General features: G+C 44.6%; 21 protein-coding genes and 1 pseudogene. 12 read left to right on the top strand and 10 right to left on the bottom strand.

Features of this window, described 5'->3' with window-relative positions:
* Nucleotides 1-190: 190 nt before the first annotated feature.
* Both JMW61_RS00990 and JMW61_RS00985 read right to left on the bottom strand, forming a co-directional pair.
* On the bottom strand, nt 191-367 hold the full coding sequence (locus JMW61_RS00990; RefSeq protein WP_227669248.1) for a hypothetical protein: 177 nt from the start codon (nt 365-367) through the stop codon (nt 191-193).
* A 1-nt stretch (nt 368) separates the two neighbouring features.
* Nucleotides 369-545 (bottom strand): annotated as a pseudogene (locus JMW61_RS00985) (IS5/IS1182 family transposase); the annotation flags it as partial.
* Nucleotides 546-727: 182 nt separating this feature from the next.
* Here JMW61_RS00985 and JMW61_RS00980 point away from each other — a divergent pair.
* Nucleotides 728-1,666, top strand: coding sequence for a 3-hydroxyacyl-CoA dehydrogenase family protein (locus tag JMW61_RS00980; protein ID WP_194196856.1), 939 nt, complete (start codon nt 728-730; stop codon nt 1,664-1,666).
* 351 nt (nt 1,667-2,017) lie between these two features.
* Here JMW61_RS00980 and holA read toward each other — a convergent pair whose 3' ends face one another.
* The 3 genes from holA to leuS form a co-directional block, all read right to left on the bottom strand.
* Nucleotides 2,018-3,088, bottom strand: a complete 1,071-nt coding sequence (gene holA / locus JMW61_RS00975; RefSeq protein WP_194196857.1) for a DNA polymerase III subunit delta — start codon at nt 3,086-3,088, stop codon at nt 2,018-2,020.
* 61 nt (nt 3,089-3,149) lie between these two features.
* The gene (locus JMW61_RS00965; protein ID WP_201548660.1) at nt 3,150-3,851 is read right to left on the bottom strand and encodes an LPS-assembly lipoprotein LptE; all 702 of its coding nucleotides are present in this window, start codon (nt 3,849-3,851) and stop codon (nt 3,150-3,152) included.
* A 59-nt stretch (nt 3,852-3,910) separates the two neighbouring features.
* Nucleotides 3,911-6,598: a leucine--tRNA ligase gene (gene leuS, locus JMW61_RS00960; RefSeq protein WP_201548658.1), complete on the bottom strand. Its 2,688-nt coding sequence runs from the start codon at nt 6,596-6,598 to the stop codon at nt 3,911-3,913.
* Nucleotides 6,599-6,920: 322 nt separating this feature from the next.
* Between leuS and JMW61_RS00955 the strand changes: the two genes are divergently transcribed.
* On the top strand, nt 6,921-7,298 hold the full coding sequence (locus tag JMW61_RS00955; RefSeq protein WP_201548647.1) for an arsenate reductase: 378 nt from the start codon (nt 6,921-6,923) through the stop codon (nt 7,296-7,298).
* Nucleotides 7,299-7,383: 85 nt separating this feature from the next.
* On the top strand, nt 7,384-7,743 hold the full coding sequence (locus tag JMW61_RS00950) for a hypothetical protein (protein ID WP_201548646.1): 360 nt from the start codon (nt 7,384-7,386) through the stop codon (nt 7,741-7,743).
* 102 nt (nt 7,744-7,845) lie between these two features.
* On the opposite strand, the gene argB is transcribed toward JMW61_RS00950, so the two are convergent.
* The 5 genes from argB to JMW61_RS00925 form a co-directional block, all read right to left on the bottom strand.
* Nucleotides 7,846-8,748 (bottom strand): acetylglutamate kinase, encoded by a 903-nt coding sequence (gene argB, locus JMW61_RS00945; protein WP_197218278.1) that lies wholly within the window; start codon nt 8,746-8,748, stop codon nt 7,846-7,848.
* Nucleotides 8,749-8,966: 218 nt separating this feature from the next.
* Nucleotides 8,967-10,760 (bottom strand): phosphohexomutase domain-containing protein, encoded by a 1,794-nt coding sequence (locus JMW61_RS00940; RefSeq protein WP_201548644.1) that lies wholly within the window; start codon nt 10,758-10,760, stop codon nt 8,967-8,969.
* 146 nt (nt 10,761-10,906) lie between these two features.
* Complete coding sequence (gene dut / locus JMW61_RS00935; protein WP_201548635.1) at nt 10,907-11,371, bottom strand: dUTP diphosphatase; 465 nt, start codon at nt 11,369-11,371, stop codon at nt 10,907-10,909.
* A gap of 79 nt (nt 11,372-11,450) precedes the next feature.
* Nucleotides 11,451-12,902, bottom strand: coding sequence for a magnesium transporter (gene mgtE / locus JMW61_RS00930; protein WP_201548633.1), 1,452 nt, complete (start codon nt 12,900-12,902; stop codon nt 11,451-11,453).
* Nucleotides 12,903-13,011: 109 nt separating this feature from the next.
* Nucleotides 13,012-15,045, bottom strand: coding sequence for a UvrD-helicase domain-containing protein (locus JMW61_RS00925; protein ID WP_197218286.1), 2,034 nt, complete (start codon nt 15,043-15,045; stop codon nt 13,012-13,014).
* Between the two features lie 773 nt (nt 15,046-15,818).
* Between JMW61_RS00925 and ndhC the strand changes: the two genes are divergently transcribed.
* From ndhC to nuoJ, 9 genes are all read left to right on the top strand, one after another.
* Nucleotides 15,819-16,442 carry an NADH-quinone oxidoreductase subunit A gene (gene ndhC, locus JMW61_RS00920; protein ID WP_110922258.1) on the top strand — a complete coding sequence of 208 codons (624 nt, stop codon included), beginning with the start codon at nt 15,819-15,821 and terminating at the stop codon, nt 16,440-16,442.
* Between the two features lie 164 nt (nt 16,443-16,606).
* Nucleotides 16,607-17,275: a NuoB/complex I 20 kDa subunit family protein gene (locus JMW61_RS00915; RefSeq protein WP_110922259.1), complete on the top strand. Its 669-nt coding sequence runs from the start codon at nt 16,607-16,609 to the stop codon at nt 17,273-17,275.
* A gap of 106 nt (nt 17,276-17,381) precedes the next feature.
* The gene (gene nuoC, locus JMW61_RS00910; protein WP_194196868.1) at nt 17,382-19,157 is read left to right on the top strand and encodes an NADH-quinone oxidoreductase subunit C/D; all 1,776 of its coding nucleotides are present in this window, start codon (nt 17,382-17,384) and stop codon (nt 19,155-19,157) included.
* A gap of 174 nt (nt 19,158-19,331) precedes the next feature.
* The gene (gene nuoE / locus JMW61_RS00905) at nt 19,332-19,841 is read left to right on the top strand and encodes an NADH-quinone oxidoreductase subunit NuoE (protein ID WP_045444735.1); all 510 of its coding nucleotides are present in this window, start codon (nt 19,332-19,334) and stop codon (nt 19,839-19,841) included.
* Nucleotides 19,838-21,262 (top strand): NADH-quinone oxidoreductase subunit NuoF, encoded by a 1,425-nt coding sequence (nuoF, locus tag JMW61_RS00900; protein ID WP_227687330.1) that lies wholly within the window; start codon nt 19,838-19,840, stop codon nt 21,260-21,262. Before nuoE ends, nuoF begins: the two co-directional genes overlap by 4 nt.
* A gap of 10 nt (nt 21,263-21,272) precedes the next feature.
* Nucleotides 21,273-24,353 (top strand): NADH-quinone oxidoreductase subunit NuoG, encoded by a 3,081-nt coding sequence (gene nuoG / locus JMW61_RS00895; RefSeq protein ID WP_201548624.1) that lies wholly within the window; start codon nt 21,273-21,275, stop codon nt 24,351-24,353.
* Nucleotide 24,354: 1 nt separating this feature from the next.
* The gene (gene nuoH / locus JMW61_RS00890; RefSeq protein ID WP_197133077.1) at nt 24,355-25,398 is read left to right on the top strand and encodes an NADH-quinone oxidoreductase subunit NuoH; all 1,044 of its coding nucleotides are present in this window, start codon (nt 24,355-24,357) and stop codon (nt 25,396-25,398) included.
* A 55-nt stretch (nt 25,399-25,453) separates the two neighbouring features.
* Nucleotides 25,454-26,002, top strand: a complete 549-nt coding sequence (gene nuoI / locus JMW61_RS00885) for an NADH-quinone oxidoreductase subunit NuoI (protein WP_110922265.1) — start codon at nt 25,454-25,456, stop codon at nt 26,000-26,002.
* Nucleotides 25,999-26,736: an NADH-quinone oxidoreductase subunit J gene (nuoJ, locus tag JMW61_RS00880; protein ID WP_201548616.1), complete on the top strand. Its 738-nt coding sequence runs from the start codon at nt 25,999-26,001 to the stop codon at nt 26,734-26,736. The genes nuoI and nuoJ overlap by 4 nt, the downstream gene beginning before the upstream one ends.
* Nucleotides 26,737-26,773: the final 37 nt, after the last annotated feature.

Genomic DNA, 26,773 nt, shown 5'->3' with positions numbered 1-26,773 from the left:
AGTTTAAGAAAGGTTAAGGTGTTTTTGAACGTGGTGGGAATAGAGAGATAATAGAAGTTGAGTGATGAATAGTAAAAATGGGTGAGTCTGAGAATGATCGAAAGGGTAGAAGCTGTGCTAGAGATGGTGGTAAGTGTCACTGTCTAAATCGTCGCATTTGCAAGACAGGAATGGCGATAGTGATTGATATTTATCGCGCAGTAAACAGGCGCTTTCCCGCTAGCTCTAGCGCAGCTTGTAATAATAACTCCCATGCTGGCTGAAGAACCAGTCCTTTTATGGTTTGGTCACAGCGGTATAGAAGCGCAGGAGAGACTTTTAGATCCGATACTACGGCCTTCTTATCCGTCCATAGCACAAACTTCATTAATATGAGTACCGTTTATAAATACCCACTCAAGGTCTGAATCTGTGATTAGGGTCTGTTGAAGCAATCGGTAGATCACGCCAAGGACAGCCAACGCGCATATGATAAAGACGCCTCCAACCGTTTGTCTCACATTCCCTTTGTTATGAACATTAAGTTCCAGTAATATAAGTTTCAGTCTGGTTCAGTGTTCATCTTTGAGTATTATGCGAGGCATAGGAAATGAGGTCTTTTGGTGTAAGAACTTAAAGATTAACGGTTTGCTATTTTTATCATCACATTATAACCAATGTTCAACACGCCCTAAAGGTTTGTTGGGTAGTCTGCGTCATACAATCCAGATATAAAGGAATATAGAAAATGGAAAATATTACAATTCTTGGTGCTGGGACGATGGGGCATTCAATTGCTTTATCAGCAGCATGGGCCAACCAAACCGTAAACATATACGGCATCGATGAATATGATCTTGAAAACGCTGTTAAAGGCTTGAACAATAAGCTCAAGGTAATGACTGAAAACGAGCTGTTTACATCCGAACAAATGAACGAAATTAGACAACGTATCCAATTTACTACTTCCCTAGAAGAAGCAGTGTCGGAGGCAACTTTTATTATTGAAGTTATCCCTGAGGTTTTAGATTTAAAAAAAGAGCTATATAGCAAGTTGGAAGCGTTAGTTGAAGACGATGTAGTGATTGCCAGTAATACCTCAGGATTTACACCGAGTATATTAGCGGCGGATATGCTGCATCCTGCACGTTTTGTTGTGACCCATTTCTGGAACCCAGCTCATCTCATTCCTTTGGTGGAGGTGGTAAAAGGCGAGCATACAGATGCAGTTACAGTCCAGCGAGCAATGGATGTTTTAACGCTGATGAATAAAAAAGCAATAGTACTTAATAAAGAAATCCCAGGGTTTATTGGGAATCGTTTGCAGTATGCACTGTTTCGGGAAGCACAAGCATTATTAGATGCTGGAGCTGCTTCAAAAGAAGATATCGATGCTGCTGTGACCTACAGTATAGGCCGCCGGCTGCCTGTGACAGGGCCGTTGATGTCTGCGGATATGGGTGGGCTAGATGTCTGTTCGTCTATTTCCAATTATTTATTCGAAGATTTGTCGACAGATCAACGTTCAGGTAAAGTGCTGTCTCAACTTGCGAATGAAAATAAGCTAGGAGATAAAACAGGAGAGGGCTTTTATTCGTGGGAACCAGATGTGTCGGCGAAAATGAATGAAGAACGGGAAAAGACACTGATTTATTTCCTCAAAAATGATTTGAAGGCAGGAATATAAAAATTAAAGTAGGAGCTGTCCTCATTTTTAGCCCATTGAGGCGATTTCGTTCAGATTGAGGACACGCCCTAGATAACCAGTTCAGTTCCTGCGTGACCCATAGTTTTAGCTGATGTAATTGACGTTTTGGGTCACTGTAGTTAAAACGCCTATCACGTTCCTTTAAACATAGATGAAAATACTTTTTTGAATAATTAATGTGTCGGCTCTGGCGTTCGGTATGAGACAAGCATAGACGCTTAGAATGACTAAACTTACTATTTCTAACGTCGAACTGTCTAAAAAGTAATATCTGCCAGTGCCATGATCGAATATCAAACACGGCCTAAGTTATTGAATTTTTCCAACCAATCAAACGGTAAACAGACGCTTTCCTGCTAGTTCTAGCGCAGCTTGCAATAGTAACTCCCACGCTGGCTGACGAACGAGTCCTTTGATTGCTTGATCACAGCGATAAAGTAGGGCAGGCCATTCAGCCGTGTGCGTTTTTGATTGGCGGCGGCAGGCTTGTTGATATAGCCCTTGTTTGCTGCGCCAAATGCCAAGCGCTTGCGGATCTTGTCCATCCATCAGTTGTATAATCTGACGCATATCTTTACTAATTGCCCATAATACTAAGGTCGTCGGCTCATCAGTCGCTTTGAGTTGAAAGATGATTTTTGCCACTTGTGCGCTATTACCTGCCAGCATCGCATCCGACAAATCAAACACGCTAAATTGAGCGTCACTGACCAATGCTGCTTGTAAATCTGTGATATCGAGTGCCACAGTATTTGTAGGCTGTGCAAAATCGCCAGCGGTTTCGGTATCTTCATGAGGAGCCATTAACTGCGGCGCAAACAGATAAGACAGCCGCCATAAGGTTTGGTACGCACTCAGCAAATGATGCTCAGTATGTGACATCAGTAGTTGCCATGCTTCTTGAGACAGCCGTAACCCAAATTTTTGAGCCTGAATCTGCAAGAGCTGCTGGCGCTGCTGCTCGTTGTATAAATTACAGTCAATGACATTGCCATATTGCGCAAAAGGCGCAAACCACTTGCTGCTCTGGCTACGTTTGTCTTGCTTAGGCGTAAGCCATAATACACTATGACCGTGTGTACCTGCTTGTGCTTCAATCGCAAAGCGTTCGAGCTCAGCAATGACCGTTTTATCGGGCTTATGATTGCCAGTCACGATTAAGGCGCTGGCATCATCAAACAATGATTGGCTACCCAACTCCGACAGTACTTCTTGCCAGCTCTTGACTGATATCAGTTCTATACGTTTGATTGCGTAGTTTTGCGCACGCCAATGTGGACGCAGCGCATCGATAAGCCATTGACTGAGCAACGGCTCATCACCATGCGCCAGCCACAAGCCCGCTACTGCAACGGAGGGTTGTAGTAGTTTTGGATAGGCTTGTATAAAGGTATCTTGCATAAATAGATGGGTAAGTACACAGGTTAATGGAAATAAGTATGGAGCGTATCGTAATGAGACGTTAAGGCGTTGGTACGACCACGGCTGTCGATGCTGAGCCGTTACCGATTTTCACTGGTGTTTTAGTGCCAGTGGACGGTACTTTAGGCAGAGAGATAGCAACATACTGATCAGTGATACGGCGTGCCAAACTGTCATAGAGCCATTCGCGAATTTGATCGCCTTGCTGATCATCCGTACTCACAGAGGCGTCATTGTACTGATAGCTACGCTCAATTTGGATAGGATTGCTCAGTGTAACGAGCTTACCATTTTCAGTGGTTTGATAGCTAACATCTGCTGATATGATCAAGCGAATCTCTGTTAATACACCGACTAATTCATACTGTCTAAAGCGCAGGTTATTGACGCTGATAACAGAAACAGGATCAGCACTGGCTTGTTTATTATTAAGCGCAACGTCTGCGGCTGTCATGTTACTAATAACATCGACACCTAATGTTTCTAGGCGTCGCGTTAATGGTAGCTTAAGCGGGAAAGCGGTGCGATTGTCTTCGATAATGACCGCTGTTTTGGCAACATCGAGGAGCATTGGCGCATCATAACCACGTAGCTGAAAGCCGCAACCACTAAGCGCAGCCGTTGCACCGAGCACCGTAAACATCGGCAGTGCAGTAAGTAATGCAGTTACTAGCTTTTGTCCGCCGGACTTTTTTGCAGTAGGGCTTTTGCTACTTGATGGGGCTTGCTGCTTATACGACATAATCGCTATCCTCAAATGATAAGAAGGCTTAGATAGAATATCTACTAAGCCTAAAATATCTAACCTACAACCACGATATTCACGAGTTTATTCGGGACGACGATTTCTTTTTTGATTTCGCCAGTGATGAATTTTGCCACGCTTTCCATAGTTCGAGCTTGTGCTTTTAGCTGCTCTGGATCGCTGTTTGGCGCCACATCCATCTTACCGCGCATTTTACCATTGACCTGTACGACCATCGTGATCATATCCTGCACCAGTGCAGCTTCATCCACGGTTGGGTAGTTTAGCGTGACGGTATCTAGGCCTAACTGCTCAAGTAAGTGCTCACCAACGTGCGGTGCATACACTGATAGCATGATAAGCAAGTCAGTCACAGCCTCGTGCTGTACTTTTAGGTCTTGCTCATTAGCCGCCTTAAAGCTTGTAAGCTCATTGGCAAGCTCCATAAGGCTTGATACTGGTGTGTTCAATGCCAAACGATCACCCAAATCATTATCAATTTTGGCAATGGTTTCATGGGTTTTGCGGCGTAGGTTTTTGGCTGCTTTGCTCAAATCGTCAGTATTCAATGCTTCACTATTCAGCGTGGCAAGATCTAAGTTCGCTGCACTAAGCGCTTGCGTGTGCTCTGTCGCCAAACGCCAGACTTTTTTGACGAAATTATAAGGACCTTTTAACGCATCGTCTGACCATTCTAGCGTTTGATCAGCAGGCGCGGTAAATAGTGTGTACAGACGAACCGTATCAGCACCATATTTGTCGATGGTGATTTGTGGATCGACACCATTGTTTTTTGACTTAGACATTTTTTCGATTTTGCCAATGGTTACTGGCTGTCCATCAGTTTTTAAGATGGCTTTGATCGGCTGACCACGCTCGTCATAATCGATGTCGACATCTTCGGTAAAGTAATAAGTGGTACTGCCATCAGCGTTGACACGATAGAAAGTACCTGCAAGTACCATACCTTGGGTCATCAAGTTGGCAAACGGCTCGTTTCCTGAGACTAGGTTTTCGTCACGCATGAGTTTATGGAAGAAACGCGCGTAAAGTAAATGCATAACCGCATGCTCAACACCACCGATATATTGGTCGACAGGCAACCATTTGTTGGCGGCAGATTTGTTGACCATGCTTTGCGCATCATTTGGGCTAGCAAAGCGCGCATAGTACCAGCTTGACTCAACAAAGGTGTCAAAGGTGTCGGTTTCACGCTCAGCAGGGTTGCCACATTTAGGGCAGGTGGTATTTACAAATTCTGGAATGTTTTTGAGTGGGTTACCGCGTCCATCAGGGACGACATCAGTCGGTAGAATGACTGGCAAATCTTGCTCTTCGACAGGTATCGTACCGCAATGTTCGCAATTGATCATTGGGATAGGGCAGCCCCAATAGCGTTGACGCGATACACCCCAATCACGTAAGCGATATTGGATTTTTTTCTTGGCCAATTCTTGTGGCTCAAGCTTGGCAAGCATCGCTTCGAACGCTTGCTCAAAATCTAGACCATCAAATTCGCCTGAATCGACTAAGGTATTGCGCTCAGTATAGGCAAGATTGATTTTAGTATCATTCGCTTTGGCATCTGCTTCTGCTTCATCAAAATAACCAGCAGGTACGTCGATAACTTGCTTAATAGGCAGACTGTATTTGGTCGCAAACTCATAGTCACGCTCATCATGTGCCGGTACTGCCATGACCGCGCCTGAACCGTAGCTCATTAGGACATAGTTGGCTACCCAAACAGGCACTTCTTCACCCGTCAATGGATGCGTTACGGTTAGACCAGTGTCCATACCGATTTTTTCAGCCTTGGCCAAGTCAGCTTCAGCAACTGAGCCTTTTTTGCACAAGGCACAAAAATCTGCAATCGCTTCATCATTCTCAGACGCATATTGTGCAAGCGGATGCTCTGCCGCAACGGCAACATAAGTCACACCCATCAAGGTATCAGGGCGGGTAGTGAACACGTCTAAAGTGTTGGTTTCACCAGCCAACTCATATGGGAAATGCACTTCCATACCCGCACTACGACCAATCCAGTTGCGCTGCATGGTCAATACTTCAGATGGCCAATGACCTTCCAAATCATCCAAATCATCCAATAGCTCATCGGCATAATCAGTGATATTGAAGTAGTACATTGGGATATCGCGCTTTTCAACTGCAGCGCCACTGCGCCAGCCTTTGCCATCGATAACTTGCTCATTGGCCAAGACGGTATTGTCAATCGGATCCCAGTTGACTGTTGCTAGCTTTTTGTAGACTAAGCCTTTTTTGTATAACTGCAAAAACAACCACTGTTCCCACTGATAATACTCAGGGCTACAAGTGGCAAATTCACGTGACCAGTCAATAGATAAGCCCAGCAATTTAAGCTGTGCACGCATGTTGTCAATATTGGCAAACGTCCATTTGGCAGGTGGTGTTTGATTGGCAATCGCAGCGTTTTCCGCTGGCAGGCCAAAACCATCCCAACCCATTGGTTGCATGACTTCATAGCCTTTGAGGCGGTAGTAACGGCTCAGTACGTCCGAGATGGTATAGTTACGCACATGGCCCATATGCAGCTTGCCACTTGGATAAGGGAACATAGACAGCATATAACGACTTGGCTTGTCGCTAGGCTCATTACCTACTTCATAGCGCTTGTCAGTTGCCCATTTGGCTTGTTGCGCAGCTTCGATAGCTTGTGGGTTATAATAATTGTTTTCTGCTTGGTCAGATGTCACAGTATTACTCATAGTGGGCTCTAGATTGAATATTTTGATAAGAAATTAGATACGCTAGAATAGCGCAAATCGGCAAAAAATGCGATGGGGCAACGTAATAATAGAGCAGTATTAAGAAGTATATAACAACTTATGAATTGATAGTTAGTGCAACTCGCCTTTGAAGGCCGATCCGCTATACACTACGAACCGATAGAAATGGTGAGAATGAAACTGCTCACGCCAAGAATGAAGTGGTTATTATTAGCCTTGATTCTTCTTTGTGTTTCTGTTTACCTGTTTTTAATTTTTAAGTGAAATGAACATAATCCATATTATATTTAAAGGAACAATAATGACCATCACCATTTACGGCATCAAATCATGCAGCACGATGAAAAAAGCGTTTACTAAGCTTGATAAGTTAGATGTCAGCTATGATTTTCATGATTATAAAAAACAAGGCATCGACAAAGAAACGGTACAGCGCTGGGTAGATGGGCTAGGTATTGATAAAGTGCTCAACAAGCGTGGCACCACATGGCGTAAGCTGACTGACGAGCAAAAGCAATCAGCTGATGCCAATATAGATAACGCGATTGACCTGCTAGTAGAGAATACCAGCATGATTAAGCGTCCGATTGTAGAAGGTCAGATCAACGAGAAAAACCAAGGTCAGCCAATATTGCTTTGCGGTTTTGATGAGGCTGTATTCGATACAACTTTTTCATAAAAAAGCTGTCACTTTGACACGTTATAAACTATGATTTCATTAATGGAATTAAGTTTGCTCGTTTATAATGTTCAAGGATAAAATCATGAATAAATTATTATTAATGGCCACCCTTGCAGTGGCACCTTTAATGGTCACAAGTGTGCAAGCGGCGGAAACCTCTACTAAGGTTACCTTCGCAAAAGATAGCTATTGCGGTAGCTTTACAGGTAATATTAAAAACGGAAAAGTGTTTCGTCTATGGCTTGCGTCAGACCAGAATCTAGTGATTCGCAACGTCGGTGATGACCGCATCAATATGGCTTATGTCTCAGGGCCAAGTGGTCGTTTGGATGGTGACCGCTATGACAATGAAACGTCTTACATTACTGAGACTAAAGGTAATCATTATATGAAGGTTTATGGCAATAGTAGCCATAGTTCTGTCGAGTTCTGTGCTTATTAAACTTCTTTCGTTTAAATAGACATTGATAGACCATAAAAAAGCCCGAGCTTGGATACCAAGCTCGGGCTTTTTTGTGCTCATAACTATAAGTTGTTAGCGCAATTATGAATCTAATTCACGACTGATTAATGTACCAACACCTTCATTGGTGAAAATCTCAAGCAAAGTAGCATGAGGCACACGGCCATCAACGATAACAGCGCTTTTTACGCCGCTACGTACGGCATCAAGCGCACACTGAATTTTAGGAATCATGCCACCTGAGATGGTGCCATCTTCGATTAAGCTGTCGACTTTCTTTGGTGTCAGTCCAGTCACAACTTCGCCATCACGACCCAATACGCCTTTGATGTTGGTCAGCAGCATTAACTTTTCTGCTTGCAAAAACTCTGCGACTTTACCTGCGACTAGATCAGCATTGATATTATAGGTGTTGCCTTCGCTATCGACGCCGAGTGGGGCGATGACAGGGATAAAGTCAGACGCAATGAGCATGTTAATCACGTCTTTATTGACACTGACCACATCACCGACAAACCCTAGATCTATAGGAACAGCGATGCCATCTTCGCCGATTTTTTCCATCTTTAACTTTTTGGCTAGGATTAAGTTGGCATCTTTACCCGTTAAACCAATCGCGCGTCCACCATGCTTATTGATTAAGCTAACAATCGACTTATTGACGCCGCCGCCTAACACCATCTCGACGATATCCATGGTGCTTTTATCAGTGACACGCATACCATCGATACGGTCAGACTGACGACCAAGCTCTTTTAACAAGTTATCCACTTGCGGGCCACCGCCATGTACGACGACAGGATGCATGCCAACGGTTTTTAACAAGACGATATCGCGGGCAAATGAGCTTTCTAGCGCAGGATCAGTCATCGCATTGCCGCCGTATTTGACGACGATGATCTTATCGACAAAGCGCTGGATATAAGGCAGTGCCGTGGTCAATACTTCAGCGGTGTTTTTGGCATCATCTAAGTTAAGCGTCATTACAAACTCCTAAAGTACGGTTTTGAGCGGGTTGGTTATTTTTGCGATACAAATCTATCGCCACTATAGTCATTCCACTATAAAAGCATTACAGCGTTAACCTCGCTTGAGGTATCACATATACATCTGCACTCGGTTGCCTTGTACTACTTTTAAATTGAATCGACTAGATCAATATCGTCAATATTATTGATAAGGTCACAATGTGTTTAATACAATTATTCGGCAGGAATAGCGACAATTTTGGCTGCCAGTTCTTCATCGAATGGGTGACATAATGCGGCAAATTTTGCCTGAATATCTGCTAGGTCATCGATGCTATCACCAGCAAAACGTGCCGTCAGATGGTGACTGGTGTTTGATTGGCGCAGCACCCCAAAGCCATGTGGAAAATCCAAACGAACGCCATCGATACAGCTCAGCGTTGTCCCTACTGGCATTAGATCTCTGGCTTGCTTGAGTGTTAAGTGAGGCTCTACCACTGAGCAATGACAATCTAATAGCAGGTCAGTATTTATTAAATGATGGACAGAATCTGCTGCTGTCGCTTCCAAAAGTTGGCGTAAATAACGACAGAATCTGGCCAGCTGTTCTACGAGTGAGTACTCTGTCCCAAAAGTTGTTGGCATTGGCAAATAATGATCAGCTGTACTTACCATTGCCGGTAGACTTTCCGTAATGTCCGTCAGTGCTCGTTTGCTATCGACGAGCTCATCAGTAGCCAACCAGTGCAACAGCCGTAATGCTGCGTACATGGCATCATCATAAACAATAAAGCGGCTATCATTAAAGATAAAGTGCCCTGATAATTCTCCGGCAAAGACAATTTGATAATCAGAGCTCTGTATCTGTTGGCGCATAAAACTGCTACCCGTTCTACTCATTACGGGTGTTGCATCAAGATCAGATAACAGCTTTGGTAAATGATGTGAGCATTTAATATCAAAAAGGACTTGAGGCGAGCGTTGTGAGCTTATTGACTCTGCATCATATATTGAGTCTGCATCGTATAAAGTGTCAGGGCGTTCCGCGATAGCCACTTGCGCTAATAAATATAATAGATGGTCAGGCGAGACGACTTTGCCATTGGTATCGACGATCATTAATCGATCACCATCACCGTCAAAAGCAATCCCTATATCTGCTTGATGATGAATTACGTTGTGCTGTAATTGCGTGAGACGGTGCGGTTCAGTAGGATCAGGATTGCCAGAAGGAAAGTTGCCATCTGCTATGTCATTCATCATGATGACATCTTGGCAGAAACGACCAAATAAACGCTGCGCAATAGCGCTGGTCGCGCCATGCATACAGTCAATAACGACTCGAAAATCAAGTTTAGATAAGGGCTGTTGACTCTCTTTTGGATGTTGTCTACTTGCATTTTGTCTATTTGAATGTGGCTTACTGGATTGATCAATCTGCTGAAAAACTTGAGCGATTGCTTCAATATAAGCCGTTGCTATGTCCTCAGTAGATAAGCCTGTATCCTGAGTATTTTGCTTGAGAGTATTCGCTTGAATGACGCTATTATTTTTTGAATTGCTTTTAGTCAACTGATGATAAAGCAATTGAATCTCTGAGCTACTAGGGGATTGGTGGTTTACCAACCATTTGATGCCTAAAATCTCTTTAGCAGAATGACTGGCCGTCACAATGATGCCATGCCCCTGATATTGCTCTGCCCAAAAGACCATCATTGGCGTCGTAACGAGACCTAGTTGCACCACTTGCAAACCACGTTGAGCCAATATATCAGCGAGTTTCTGTGCAATAGCATTACTACCATTACGCACATCATAACCAATAACAATAATGGTTTCTAAAGAAGTTAACGATTGCGTTAGCAGGCTGTTTTGTGAATCGTTATCTTCTGATAGACAAAGTAGACAATTATAGAGGTTAGCAAAAGCATGGCCCAGTGCTTGTATAAAATCGGTCGTAAAACACTGGCGTGAACCACGAATATCATAAGCACGAAATAAGGATTGCTGCTCAGCAAAAGTTGGCATCGCTTACGCTCCTTATAATCGTGGTTATGATGGTTATGATGGTTGTGGCTATTATTGTTAATATCGTGATTGTTCTCATCGTAATTGTTATTATCGTGATGAGTAACAATAGTTAAAACGGTCAATCAGTCATGGTTACCGATTGATTACTGGCGACCTGAATGTCCAAACCCACCGGCACCGCGTTCGCTTTCATCACTGAACTCTGCTACCACTGAAAACTCAGGGCGGACAACAGGTACAACGATATATTGTGCCATACGCTCTGCTGGATTAAGCACAAAGTCGTCGTTACTGCGATTCCAAATACTAACCATCAGCTCACCTTGATAATCCGCATCGATTAGCCCGACCAAATTACCTAAAACGATACCGTGCTTATGACCGAGACCTGAACGCGGTAAAATCATACCTGCATAATTAGGATCTTGGATATAAACGGCGAGACCTGTGCCGATTAAGTGTGTTGCACCTGCTTTAATGGTTAATGGCTCATCGATGCAAGCACGCAAGTCGATACCCGCACTACCATCGGTGGCACGAGTCGGAAGAGAAAATGCTGCGTCTTCGATGATTTTAGGGTTGATAACTTTAACTTGTACAGCTTGCATAACGAACTCACTTAACGATTTGATGGTTTTTAAATGATGTTTTTGAACTAGGGCTTTGAACAAAATGTATTCAGAGTTTTTATATAAATAATAATTCTATATTTTGATTGGGCAATTCAGCAATTGATTGTAGTATTAATACGCTGGCTAAGCCTAAAAATGACATAAAACCGACGATATCGGTTACAGTGGTCAAAATAACGGAAGCAGACAACGCAGGGTCGATATTCATGCGTTTGAGCATCAGCGGTATACTAATACCTGAAACATTTGCGGCCGTCATATTAATCGCAATGGCAAAGCCTATGACCGCACTAATCTTAATATCATGAAACCACAGCTGGGCAATAAACGCCATGATTATCGCCCATATAATGCCGTTTATCGCGCCGACCCACAGCTCTTTGTTTAATAGCCACACGCGGTTAGAACCACCGATTTGACCCATAGCCATACCGCGAATGACAACGGTAAGGGTCTGTGATCCAGCGATACCGCCCATACTTGCAACCACTGGCATGAGTATCGCCAGCGCCACGACTTGTGCCAATACTTCTTCAAACTGTCCAATCACCGCTGCGGCCAATAGGGCCGTACACAAGTTAATACCTAGCCAAACACTACGGCTTTTGGCGCTGGTTAGAATAGGAGCAAACAGCTCTTCATCTTGACTAACACCCGCCAAGTTTTTCATGGTGCTGTCGACATCATCTTGGATAATCTCCATGATGTCCTCTCCATTTAACTGACCGACCAGCTCGCCATGGCTATTGATTACAGGGGCAAAGCGAATGTCTTCTGAACGAAAAATCGCAGCGGCATCTTGGATATCTAAGCGATCATTGATCGTAATGGCGGTGTCAATCAATTCGGATACTAAAGTGGTTTGATGGTGTTTAATCAAATCAACCAAACTTAGTAGACCGAGTAGTTGCTGGCTTTGATCAACGACCAACAGCTCCTGACTTTCATCATCAAGCAGATCATCATTCTCTCGTAGCCAGTGTTGCACTTTTTCTAGCGTAATGTCTTCTCGCACCTGAATAATATCAGGATCCATATAGCTACCAACTTCCCAATCCTCATAAGTATCGAGTTTGTTGACTTGAACACGGGTCTCTTCGTCTAGCGTTGCCATGACGGAGGTACGTACGCTCTCGGTCACAGTATCCAAAATCTCAGAGATGTCTTGTGCATCGAGGTCTTGGGTAAATAAAGAAATCTCTTTTGAAGAGATGTTTTCCATCAACGGCTGGCGAGTATCGACATCTAGCTCAGCGAGTACTTCACCTTTAATACTCTCTGGAACCTGCGCCCAAATTAATAGACGGTTTTGAGTCGGAAAAGACTCTAGTAAGTTGGCAATCTCATATTCTGACTGCTTTGTTAAAAACTCGGTAATGGCTTCATATGCCTTATCAGCCACCAGCCCCTGCAGATACAGCAGCTTATATTCAGCATTATATTCAGCTGGATTATAATCTCCCTGTAGCGTAGATGGTCGTTCTTGATTCGGCATAGGGGTAGGCATAAAATTTCCAAGGTTTTCAAAAAATATAAATAACAACTAAAACAATCATTTTTCGCCCAGTCTCAGGCGTGTGTTCTCAAGCATTCTTATGTAGGCATTTTCATTAAGGCTAGCGATTGCCTAATAATGCTCTAATATTTGCCAAATACTCATCAGCAACTGCTTCTGGATCTTTGGTGGCTTTTTTCTTTTTCGCTTTGGCTGGCCAGTCGATGTGATCTTCTGGTAACTCATCTAAAAATCGTGACTCTGAAGTAACCCGCATCTGACCGCCTGCACGGCGCTGTGTAGCTAGCGTCAATGTTAGCTCACGACGAGCGCGAGTGATACCTACGTACATTAATCGTCGTTCTTCTTCTACGGTTTCGCTGAGGATAGAGTTACGGTGCGGTAGCATCTCTTCCTCAAGTCCCATGATATAAACGAAATCAAACTCCAAGCCTTTTGCCGCATGCAAAGTCATTAAGTTGACCTTGTTGGTATTCTCTTCTTCTTGCTGCTGCTCGAGCATATCAAGCAATACCAGCTTACGAATGATGGTATCAATCGTCCGATCCTCGTCTTCTTCGGCCCGATTGATCAGCGATTGAATGCTGGTATAGAGCATATCGATATTATCAATACGATTTTTTTCTTGTTGCGGCGTTTTGGCATCACTGCGCACAAAGTCGATATAGCCCGTCTCATCGATCATTTGACGCACGATGGGTACAGGGTCGGGGTGTTGGTCTAACTCACGAGTATAGTGCTCGATAAATTCACCAAACTCTTTTATGGTGCCATAAGATTTAGACGGTAACACATGAGTTAAGCCAGCATGTGTACAAGAGGCCAACAGCGATATGCTGTGCTCTTGTGCAAACAGACCCAATTTTTCGAGCGTTGCTGGTCCCATACCGCGTTTAGGCGTATTGATAATACGCAAAAACGCGCTGTCATCTTCAGGGTTCAAAATCAGGCGCAGATACCCCATGATATCTTTGATTTCACTACGCGCAAAGAATGATTGACCGCCCGATAACTTATAAGGAACTTGCAGCTGGCGCAATTGTGCCTCTAGCATACGTGCCTGAAAGTTACTGCGATAAAGGACAGCATATTGCTCCCACTCATTACCAAAGCGCAATTTATGAGTGACGATTTCTTTTGCCACGCGTTCGGACTCATCATCATCATTACGGCAGTTGATAATACGAATTTTTTCGCCTTGACCTTTATCTGACCACAGTTTCTTTTCAAATAAATGCTCATTATTCATAATGACTGCGTTGGCTGAGGTCAAAATACGAGTGGTCGAGCGGTAATTTTGTTCCAGCATGACAATTTTTAGCTTAGGAAAGTCTTCCTTTAGCAGTGCCATGTTTTCAGGCTTTGCCCCGCGCCACGCATAGATAGATTGATCATCATCACCAACTACGGTAAAGCGACCTTGCGGGCCGACCAAGTATTTAATCATTTCATACTGCGCCGTATTGGTATCTTGATACTCATCGACCAAGAGATAACGAATGCGGTTTTGCCATTTATCCCGTAGCTCTCTATTTTCACGCAATATCTTGGTTGGTAGTACAATCAAGTCATCAAAATCGACGGCATTATAAGCACGTAGATTACGCTCGTATAATGCATACAACGTTGCAAAAATCATATCTTCTGGATCGTCTAACGTTTCCATCGCCTTGTCAGGATCAATCAGATCATTTTTCCAGTCGGAAATCATTTTGATTGCTTTACCAACCAACTCGCGACTTTCAGCGCCACTTAGGTTGTCACGCATCATCAGCTCCATCAGCAGTCGCTTGCTGTCGTCGCTGTCCATGATAGAGAAGTTACCCTTTAGCGGGGTATGAATCAGCTCGTAGCGCAAAAACTGTAGACCGAATTGGTGAAAGGTCGATACGGTTAGACCACGCATTTTTTCACTTGGCAGCAGTTTACTGACACGGGCTTTCATTTCACGGGCAGCTTTATTGGTGAAAGTCACCGCCGTGATGCGCTCAGCAGGCATGTCGCATTCTTCGATCAGGTAGGCAATCTTTCGGGTAATTACGGACGTCTTACCAGAGCCTGCACCTGCGAGTACAAGTAACGGACCAGATACGTAGAGCATGGCTTCTTGTTGTTTGGGATTGAGTTGACTCATAACGTAACCTGTAAGACAAAAGCAAAAAAAGAGAGTGGCACTGATGGCGGCATTATTAAATATACGCCGATTGCCTTATTAACATGAGTGTCATGATGATGTTTTAATCAAAAAACACACAATAAAGGCAATAAAATTAAGTGGGTTATTATAAAGCAAAAACATGAACTTTGGGGAATGAGTTGGGTGAAGAGCAGGGGTTTAAAGGCTGGATTTTTGATCATATTTACAATTACGGTCTATGATAATTGATAAGATGGATTTGATGTTAATATAAGGTAAAACCCCTATCATAATTTTTGATAAAAAAAACATGTTTTATTACATATAAAATGACCGTTCAATACAGTTAAAAACTAGCTTTTGGACACCGAAATGCGTATAGTACGTACATAATTTATGCCAGTTGTCTCGTCATTATTGACTACGTGTAATGAGCTATTAAATCAATTAAGTAAACTATCGAATATGATATTGATTTAATAAGTTGATCTTACGTTTTTAGAAGATGCGTTAGACGACCAGCCATCTTTCCGTGCGTATATCGGAATCCCTGCCGTTGGTTATGTCTGACATCGTCGTCAATACACTTGATAATTGGTTGTTACTAGCAAAATACCTAAAATGTGACTTAATAACAGTTGCTTAAATAAAGCGACTGAATGACAGTCGCTTTGTGTTTTCGTTTGTGTGATGCCTGTGGCTAGACGACCTTGATAGGTCGGTACTTGCGCTGTGCTAAACACTCGATTGGGTGAGGAGCACGTATTATCATGTCTGCTTTTAATTGGTCAGCAATCGCTTTTATCTTAGCCGCCATTGGGCTAGTTGTCTTCATGCTGGTCGTGCCGCGTTTGCTTGGCGGTCGCTCTCATGGCTCACAAAAAGAAGAAGTATTTGAAGCGGGTGTTGTCGGATCTGGCAACGCCCGTATTCGTTTGTCTGCCAAATTCTATTTGGTGGCAATCTTCTTCGTCATCTTTGATCTAGAAGCGCTGTATTTGTATGCTTACGCCGTTTCAGTACGTGAGGCTGGCTGGTTAGGTTTTGCCGCTGCTGCTATATTTATCACCATCTTAATCATCGGTTTGATCTATGAGCTAAGTCTGGGCGCGATGAACTGGGCACCTGCTGATAAACTGCGCAAAAAAGTACGTCTATATGCCGCACCTGCTGGTTTCAACCTAGCAGACATCACCAAATTCGATGGTGCTCACGAGCTGATGGTCGATCCGACAGGCAAAGTACCCGCACAGTCCTCAGGACAAATCAACGTCTCGAACAATATTGAAGTCAATCGTCATCATTTAGAAAATATCGATCATATTAATACTACAGGTAATGTTACTTCTGTAGATTTTGCGACGTCTGCTCGACAAGATAACGGTAAGCGTTAATTGTCTTGGGCGGTCTTAGTTTTCGATAGTCTATAAAGGCTAGTAGTAAGATTACGACGACGCGAGTATGTTTGGATTAATGATCACTTGTTAATAATAGAAGTTAAGGCGCTAGCGAGGGCAAGACGATTGCCACGCGACGTCTAATATAAAGGTTGTATGTTATGAAATACACATTAACAAAAGCCAACCCTGATGCAGATACCTATCCTGCACAGACCAGTCAAACGGTCAATGACCCTATCGAAGACGAAGTGAATAAAAACGTCTTTATGGGTCGTCTCGAAGACCTCGTCCATTCGACAGCAAACTGGGGGCGCAAGCACTCACTATGGCCATTTAACTTTGGTACTTCTTGCTGCTATGTAGAATACGCCACCACCCTGACAGCCGTTCATGATTTATCACGCTTTGGTGCTGAGGTTATTCGTGCCTCGCCTCGTCAAGCAGATGTCATGATCGTCGCCGGTACTTGTTTTGTCAAAATGGCACCTGTTATTCAACGTCTTTATGAGCAAATGCTTGAGCCAAAATGGGTCATCTCAATGGGTGCCTGTGCCAACTCTGGTGGTATGTATGATATCTACTCTGTCGTACAAGGCGTAGATAAAATCATTCCAGTCGATGTCTATGTGCCGGGTTGTCCACCGCGTCCAGAAGCTTTGATTCAAGGTTTAATGTTATTGCAAGAATCTATCACCAAAGAGCGTCGTCCGCTGGGTATCCATGTCAATGAGCAGGGTGTTTATAAGCCACAGATGACACCTGAACGTGACCGTAAGCAGGCAGATCGTATCGCTGTCAAAAACTTGCGTAGCCCAGACAGTATTTAGATTCTAGATAGCATTTAGATTCACAGTAACAACCTCAACGTTTTATACGCTCATCACAGTGTAGTTATGATGAATCAGTTATGATTAATGAAGGAATACATCATTCATGGTCACGGTAGTCGAAAACATAGATCCTAAGATTAAGCCTGTCCCAGCGGTTATCAAAGAGCTGGAGCAGAAGTATGCCGGTAAGTTTGTCGTGCAGCACACTGTTGATGAGATTCCAACGGTTTGGGTTGCGCGTGCGGATTTGCTCGATGTTCTCTTATTCCTGCGTAAATTGCCACAGCCATATGTCATGCTATTTGACTTGTCGGCGATAGATGAGCGTTTACGCCAGCATCGTGCAGGGTTGCCTGACAGTGACTTTACGGTGTTTTATCACCTAATGTCGCTTGAGCGTAATAGTGACGTACGTATTAAGGTCGCGCTGAGCGAAGACGACGTCAATGTACCGAGCGCCACCAATATTTGGCCAAACGCCAACTGGTATGAGCGTGAAGTATGGGACATGTTCGGTATTGTCTTTACAGGTCATCCGCATTTAACCCGTATCTTATTGCCAAAATATTGGGAAGGTCATCCACTGCGTAAAGAGTATCATGCGCGTGCGACTGAGTTTACCCCGTATTTCTTGAATACCGCCAAGCAACAATACGAGCAAGAGAACCTGCGTTTTGTCCCAGAAGAGTGGGGCATGAAGCGTTCAGGTCGTGATGAAGACTTTATGTTCTTGAACATCGGTCCTAACCATCCCTCTGCTCACGGTGCATTCCGTTTGGTGCTACAGCTTGACGGTGAAGAAGTCGTCGATTGTATTCCTGACATCGGCTATCACCATCGCGGCGCAGAGAAGATGGCTGAGCGTCAAACGTGGCACTCATTCATTCCTTATACCGACCGTATCGATTATCTCGGCGGTGTGATGAATGAGCTGCCGTACATCATGTCGGTCGAAAAGCTGGCTGGAATCACCATTCCTCCACGCGCTGAAACCATCCGCGTGATGATGAGCGAGTTTTTTCGTATTACCAATAACTTACTATTCGTCGGTACGTTCATTCAGGATGCGGGCGGTATGACCCCTGTGTTCTATATGTTTACCGATCGCCAAAAAGCCTATGACGTTATCGAAGCCGTGACTGGCTATCGCATGCATCCTGCTTGGTTCCGTATCGGCGGTACGGCTGCTGATTTGCCACGTGGTTGGCAACGTCTGGTTCGTGAGTTCTTAGATTGGATGCCAAAACGCTTGGACGAATATGTCAAAGCAGCATTACAAAACAGCGTGCTTAAAGGTCGTACTCAAGGGGTTGCTCAGTATAATGCTAAGCAAGCATTGGCTTGGGGCGTGACGGGTGCAGGTCTGCGCGCGACAGGCGTTGACTTCGATTTGCGTAAAGCACGTCCATACATGGGCTATGAAAATTACGACTTTGAAGTGCCAGTTGGCTACAACGGTGATGCTTATGATCGTTGTATGGTAAAAGTCGAAGAGATGCGTCAGTCATTGCGTATCATCCGCCAGTGCATGGACAATATGCCACAAGGCCCTTACAAAGCGGACCATCCTTTAGCAGTACCACCGCCGAAAGACCGTACCTTAAACGATATTGAAACTTTGATTAATCACTTTATCTCAGTATCTTGGGGTCCTGTGATGCCAGCGGGTGAGTGTACGACGATTGTAGAAGCGACCAAAGGTTTGAACAGCTATTACATCACTTCAGATAAGGCGACGATGAGCTATCGTACCCGTATCCGTACGCCGACATTTGCGCATTTGCAGCAGATGCCATCGGTGATTAATGGTTCGCTCGTCTCAGATGCCATTATGTATTTGGCATCGATTGATATCGTAATGGCCGATTGTGATCGCTAATACTTTGATCGTTGATGCTGTGATCAGAAAATTATCGTTATTAAAGAAATACGTTTATCAATATATCATTGCCAAATGGCACACCAAAACGCTGATATCTTGCCATGTAGCGACACTCATAAGACTGTCACTATTAGCTGATAAAGCGTGATGAGTGAGGACAGATAGAAGACTATGAAAATTGTTTCCGACAAAATGCCAAAAGTAGATGTGGCAAGCATCCTCACTAGCGAGGAAATTGCGGCTATTCATGAGTTTATGCACCATTATCCACAGGCGCGTGCTGCCTCGTTAGATGCCCTAAAAATTGTGCAAAAGCGCAACGGCTGGGTCGACGATGCACAAGTGAATGCCATTGCCAATATTCTAGATATTCCAATGTCAGATATGGATGGGGTCGCTACTTTCTTTAACCGTATTTATCGTCAGCCTGTCGGTCGCCACGTCATCCTTATTTGTGATTCAGTGGCTTGTTTCTTGACAGGTTATGAGGCGTTATCAGCTGAAATCAGATCGCAGCTGGGTATTGAATATGGTCAGACGACGGCCGATGGTCGTTTTACGCTATTGCCAATTTGCTGCTTAGGTAACTGTGATAAGGGTCCTGCTGTGTTGATTGACGAAGACACGTATGGTCCAGTCCAGCCTGAAGAAGTCACGCAATTATTGGAGCTATACGCATGAGATTAACGCTTTCAGAGCAGATTGCTCAACGTAGCCAAGGCAAAGCGCCAAGCCAGCTTAATGAGCAGCGCATTCCAATTTATGGTGATAAAGCAACAGCGACTAGCGAAACCAAACCGTTAACATGGCGTCTAGCACATCATGACGCAGTGCTTGATTTGGCCACCTACGAATCTCTAAAAGGCTTTACTGGTTTAAAGCAAGCCTTGAGTCAATCTCCTAAAGAAGTCGGGAATATGATCAAAGCTGCCAACGTCAGAGGCCGCGGTGGTGCAGGTTTTAATGCTGGTTTGAAATGGACATTCATGTCACCACCAGATGGTTTACCGCGTTATCTCATCTGTAATGCCGATGAGATGGAGCCGGGTACCTTTAAAGATCGTCTATTGATGGAGCGTCTACCGTTTCAGCTGATTGAAGGTATGTTGATTACCGCGCATGCGATTGGCGCAACGGATGGTTATATCTTTATCCGCGGTGAGTACATCTTGGCCGCTGAACGTTTGGTCGCTGCTATCGAAGAATGCTTGGCCAATAATCTAATGGGTCAGGATATTTTAGGCTCAGACTTTAGCTTTAACTTGCACGTGCATACGGGTGCTGGACGTTATATCTGCGGTGAAGAAACGGCACTGATCAACTGTCTAGAAGGCCGCCGTGCTAACCCACGTACCAAACCGCCTTTCCCGCAAATCTCTGGTGCATGGGGTCGTCCAACGGTTGTCAACAACGTTGAGACTTTATGCAACATGCCAGCCATCTTAAATCATGGCGTCGAATGGTATCAGTCGTTATCTACTATCAAAGGCAAGAGCCAGACACCAGGTACGAAACTGTTTGGCTGCTCAGGTTTAGTCAATGACCCAGGTCTGTGGGAGTTACCGTTTGGTTATACGGCACGCGAAATCATTGAAGATTTAGCGGGCGGTATGCAAGCAGGCAAAACCCTCAAAGCTTGGCTACCGGGCGGTGCTTCTACTGACTTTTTAACCACTGAGCATTTAGATGTGGTGGTGGATTTTGACACCATTCAAAAAGCAGGTAGCCGTATGGGTACTGGGCTAATTATGGTGGTGGATGAAGCACAAGATATGGTGCCACTCGTTCGCAATCTCGAAATTTTCTTCCAGCGTGAATCATGCGGTTGGTGTACACCATGCCGTGATGGTCTACCTTGGGGCGTGAAACTGCTTACCGCTATCAATGATGGTGAAGGGCAAGTGGGCGATGTAGAAAAACTAGAGGGCCTCACGCGTGACTTATGGATTGGTAAAACATTCTGTGCGCATGCCCCAGGTGCGATGGAGCCACTAATGAGTGCGATTAAATATTTCCGTCCAGAGTTTGATCAAAAAATCACTCAGGCGGTTGGTGTAGATATCATTGATGCTGCAGCCAATCAACAGCCAGTAGTGAAATAAGGAGAGCGGCATGGCAGTCATACATATTGATGGAACCACTGTCGAAGTAGATAGCGCGGATAACTTGCTACAAGCTTGTCTATCCCTCGGCATTGATGTGCCGTATTTTTGTTATCATCCAGCCCTTGGCTCAGTAGGCTCGTGCCGTCAGTGCGCGGTCAAGCAATTTCAAAACAAAGAAGATATGGAAGCAGGTCGCGGTCGTCTCGTGATGTCATGTATGGTCGCTCCTGGCGATGACATGTACATCTCGGTCACTGATGACGAAGCCAAAGCATTTCGCAAGTCGATGGTTGAGTTACTTATGACCAACCATCCGCATGATTGTCCAACCTGTGAAGAGGGCGGACATTGCCATTTGCAAGATATGACTTATATGTCAGGTCATAGCCGTCGCCGCTACCGCTTTACCAAACGCACGCATCACAATCAAGAGCTTGGCCCATTCATAGCACATGAGATGAATCGCTGTATCGCTTGCTATCGCTGTGTACGTTTTTATAAAGACTACGCAGGCGGTGAAGACTTGGGTGTGTATGGCTCAAACAACCGTGTGTATTTTGGTCGTGATAAAGATGGTCAGTTTGAAAGTGAATTCTCAGGCAACTTAACGGAAGTCTGCCCAACGGGTGTATTTACTGACAAAACACATTCTGAACGTTATAACCGTAAATGGGACATGCAGTATGCGCCAAGCATCTGTCATGGCTGCTCGGCTGGCTGTAATATCTCACCAGGTGAGCGTTATGGTGAATTGCGACGTATCGAAAACCGCTATAATGGTGAAGTAAACCGCTATTTCTTATGTGATCGTGGTCGTTTTGGTTACGGCTATGTCAATCGTGATGACCGTCCAACCCAAGCACTTGAACGTATCAATGACAAGCATGTCAAAATCAATATTGACTACGCACTCGATGAAACCATCAAGCGTATCAAAGATAAAAAAGTCATCGGTATTGGCTCACCGCGCGCCAGTCTAGAAACCAACTTTGCGCTAAAAAACCTCGTTGGCTTTGATAACTTTTCAACAGGTTTGAACCATCAGCAGCAAGCACTGGTCAATAAATGCATCGAAGTATTAAGTACTGATGGCATTTATAACCCTAGTATGACTGATATCGAAAGCCATGATGCGGTATTAGTATTGGGTGAAGATATCACGCAAACTTCATCACGTGTCGCGCTGTCAGTACGTCAAGCGGCAAAAAATGAAGGCCTGAAAATGGCAGCGGCGTTGCAAACGCAACCTTGGCTTGCAGAACCAGTTAAACGTATCGCTCAAGATGCGTTAAGCCCAGTCTATGTCATCGATGTAACGCAAACTAAGCTAGAAGACATCAGTAAAGTGAGCGTGGTGGCGACGCCTGAAGATATCACTAAGCTTGGCTTTAAAGTCGCTGATGAGATTGCTAGTTTCGCTGATGATTTAGCAGACATAACGGATCCACAAGCGGCTGAACAAAATGCTGATGCCAGTACTGAGACTGATGGCATGCAAGCGCTGGCTCAGCAAATCGCTTATGACTTGATTCAAGCCGATAAGCCACTGGTTATCTCGGGTAGTAGTTTGTCGTCTACCGCATTGATAGAAGCAGCGGCGCAGATTACTCAAGCATTGACGCAAAAACGCGCGGCAATCAAAGCGACCGAGCAACAGCAAGTTGAAGCGCATAACGCCAAAGTAAAAGCACAATCGCAGTCTGCTAATGATCAGCCTGAAGAAGACCAAGATTTATCTGCCAAGCCGAACAAACCTGAAACGGGCGTGAATACAGATGCGCAAGATAATGTAGAACGCGCTCCTGCCGAACCGCTCGAATTGAAAGAAGTGAACAACAAATATCAGGCACAAGCAGGTATCTACCTAACGGTTACCGATGCTAACAGTATGGGTGTTTGCATGCTCGGCGGACAATCAGTAGAAGAGCTGTTAGCGACTGATTTCGATGTGGTCATCGTTGCTGAAAATCAGCTGACTGATGCCATCGATGCCAATAAATTGACGCAGTTATTATCTGATAAAACCGTCATTGCATTGGATCATCAGCTACTTGATTGGCATAAAGATGTCGATATCGTATTGCCAGCGGCTAGTTTTGCAGAAGCAGACGGCACATTGATATCTGCTGAAGGCCGTGCACAGCGTTTCTTCCAAGTCTATGACAACGAATATTACCATCCGATGAGTAGTATCAAAGAAGGCTGGCGCTGGTTGCATGCAGTGCATAGCAGCATCGAGGGTCGTGATGTCGATTGGACGCAGCTAGATGACGTCATCAATGCATTGATTGCCACGCATCCTAAGCTTGCTGGAATTAAAGGCGCTGCACCTGATGCTGCTTACCGTATGACCGGTCTGAAAATTGCTCGTCAACCGCGTCGTTATTCAGGTCGTACCGCCATGCGTGCCCCGATATCAGTGCATGAGCCGATGCAGCCAAAAGATTTAGATACCGGTTTAACCTTCTCAATGGAAGGCTATAGTGGTAAAGAAACACCAAGCTCGATGATTCCTTTTGCCAATGTGGCAGGCTGGAACTCACCGCAAGCATGGAACAAATACCAAGACAAGGTCGGTGGTCATTTGAAAAATGGCGATCCAGGTGTGCGTTTGTTCGATCAGCTATCACGTTTAGAAACACGCCAATATGTTGCGCCAGAAGCGATGTCTGCGACGACGACTGATATGCAGCAAGGCCAAGCGAAACTAGTGCCTATCTACAATATCTACGCCAGCTCAATGATGGCATCACGTAGTCCAATCGTCGCTGAGCAACTACCTGTTGCCGCATGGCGTATCGGTATGGATGATGCTAAGGACTGGAATATTGCTGCTGGTGATTACTTGGCGATTGAGATTGATAAGCAACAAATTACCTTGCCAGTACAGATTGTCGGTTATTTAGCAGAAGGTTGTATCGGTTACCCAGTTGGGCAGGTGAGTATCATTCACCCATCGATGCCAGCGTCGGTACGTAAAGTAGATGCACCAGTGACGATGATGGGCAGTATGGCTAACGATAGTACTTTGATAAATAATGATGCTGCGCACGTAAATGCAGCGCCGATCACCACACAGGAGGTGTAATATGCAAGTTACCCGTATTATCCCTGATGTGCCAAGCTTTTTGACTGGTAGCCTGAGCTTTGATGCTTGGTCTATCTTATTTCTGGTTGGGCAGTCACTGGTTATCTTCTTAGTCGTGGTATTGGTTGCGGCGATGATGATTATCTATGAGCGCCGTATGTTGGCCTTATGGCAAGATCGTTATGGTCCAAACCGTGTGGGTCCATTTGGTTCACTACAGCTGGTTGCTGATATGCTTAAAATCTTCTTTAAAGAAGATTGGACGCCGAACTTTACCGATAAGTTTATGTTTACCTTGGCACCTGCGGTCGCGATGTTTACCGCATTGGCCTCATTTGCCATCATTCCTATCTCGCCAACGCTTGGCGTTGCTGATTGGGATATTGGTATTCTGTTCTTCTTTGCTATGGCAGGTATTGCTGTCTACGCAGTGATGTTCGGTGGTTGGGCTTCTGCCAACAAGTTCTCGTTATTGGGCGGCCTACGTTCAGCGGCACAAACCATCAGTTATGAAGTCTTTTTGGGCTTATCTTTGATGGGTGTGGTTGCACTGACAGGCTCCTTTAATTTACGTGCCATTGTTGAAGCACAAGCAGACGGTTGGTATATCATTCCGCAGTTTTTTGGCTTTTTGACTTTTGTAGTGGCTGGTGTGGCTGTTACGCATAGACATCCATTTGATCAACCAGAAGCAGAGCAAGAATTGGCTGAAGGGTATCATGTTGAATATTCTGGCATGAAGTTCGGTATGTTCTTTATTGGCGAATATGTCAACGTTGTCTTGATTTCTGCCTTGATGACTTGCTTGTTTTTTGGCGGTTGGCTTGCACCTTTTAATTTAGATATTCCATTTATTCCACCAGCTTTTTGGTTCATGATTAAAACACTGTTTTTTATGACGATGTTTGTTTTGGCTCGTGGCTCACTTATGCGTCCGCGCTATGATCAGGTAATGAATTTTGGTTGGAAAGTCTGTCTGCCAGTAACACTGATTAATCTGTTGGTTACTGCTGCAGTCATTTTGATCTTTTCCCCAACGTTATAATCATTACTAGCCATCATTGATGAACTAGGGTAAAGCTGATAAGGATAATAATCCCATGTTTACTACCATAAAAAAGACCGTCATTGGTATATTTACCATTGTTCGCAGTATGTGGATGGTCAATAGTCATGCGCTCAGGCCACGCGACACTATTCTTTATCCTGAAGAGCCCGTACCAGTACCGCCGCGTTTTCGTGGGCGCATTGTGCTGACGCGTGACCCTGATGGTGATGAGCGCTGTGTTGCTTGTAACTTATGTGCTGTGGCATGTCCCGTTGGCTGTATCTCATTACAGAAAGCTGAACGTGAAGACGGCCGCTGGTATCCAGAGTTTTTTAGAATTAACTTTTCGCGATGTATTTTTTGCGGATTGTGTGAAGAGGCATGTCCAACGACAGCCATTCAAATGACACCTGACTTTGAGTTGGGTGAATATAAGCGCCAAGATTTGGTTTATGAAAAAGAGCATTTGCTTATTTCAGGACCAGGTAAATATCCCGATTATAACTATTATCGTGTGACGGGTATGGCGGTAGCGGACAAACCAAAAGGGGCGGCGCAAAATGAAGCTGCACCTATTGATCTAAGGAGTTTGCTGCCATGATGAATATTTTGAACCATCCTGAGTTGGCAGGGTTTTATTCACTCGCAGCAGTGGCAGTATTTGCCAGTTTGCGCGTGGTGACCCAAGCCAATCCGGTGCATGCTATTTTGTCGATGATTGTGTCATTGTTAGCGATTGCTGGCATATTCTTTGTGCTCGGTGCGCCATTTGCAGGGGCACTAGAAATCGTTGTTTACGCTGGCGCTATCATGGTGCTGTTTGTCTTTGTCATTATGATGCTGAACTTGGGCATGAGCAATGATGAGCGTGAAGAACGCTGGCTTGATGCGGGCACTTGGGCGATACCGACAGGATTGACGATTATTATCGCGGTTGTGCTATATGCGATGATTGGTCTCAATCATGACGAAGCAGCAATGATTGGTGTGACGTCAATTTCGGCGAAAGAAGTCGGCACGGTATTATTTACTAAATATGTGATGCTTATAGAAGTGGCTGCATTGCTACTATTGGCTGCTCTGGTCGCCGCTTATCATCTGGGCAAAGAGTCTGTAGATGATGAGGTTATCAGTCATGATAGCCAAACAGCCCGCCCGAACAGTCGTGTTAAGCAATACGATGACATTCATCCAGACAGCACACACACAGATAACGATGCCGTGAAAACAGCTGAGCCCTACGAATATAAAGAAGTAGATCCGCATGACTACGTAAGTATGAATGTAGGCACGCAGATGAGTACGAAGAAAGTCACGCGCAAGGAGTCAGACTAATGGTACTAGCAGCGAGCGTGGCACAAGAGGTCGCGAA

Source organism: Psychrobacter fjordensis (assembly GCF_904845995.1).
GTDB lineage: Bacteria > Pseudomonadota > Gammaproteobacteria > Pseudomonadales > Moraxellaceae > Psychrobacter > Psychrobacter fjordensis.
Note: the sequence above shows the minus strand (reverse complement) of the source record. Positions and strands in the feature narration are given on the sequence as shown.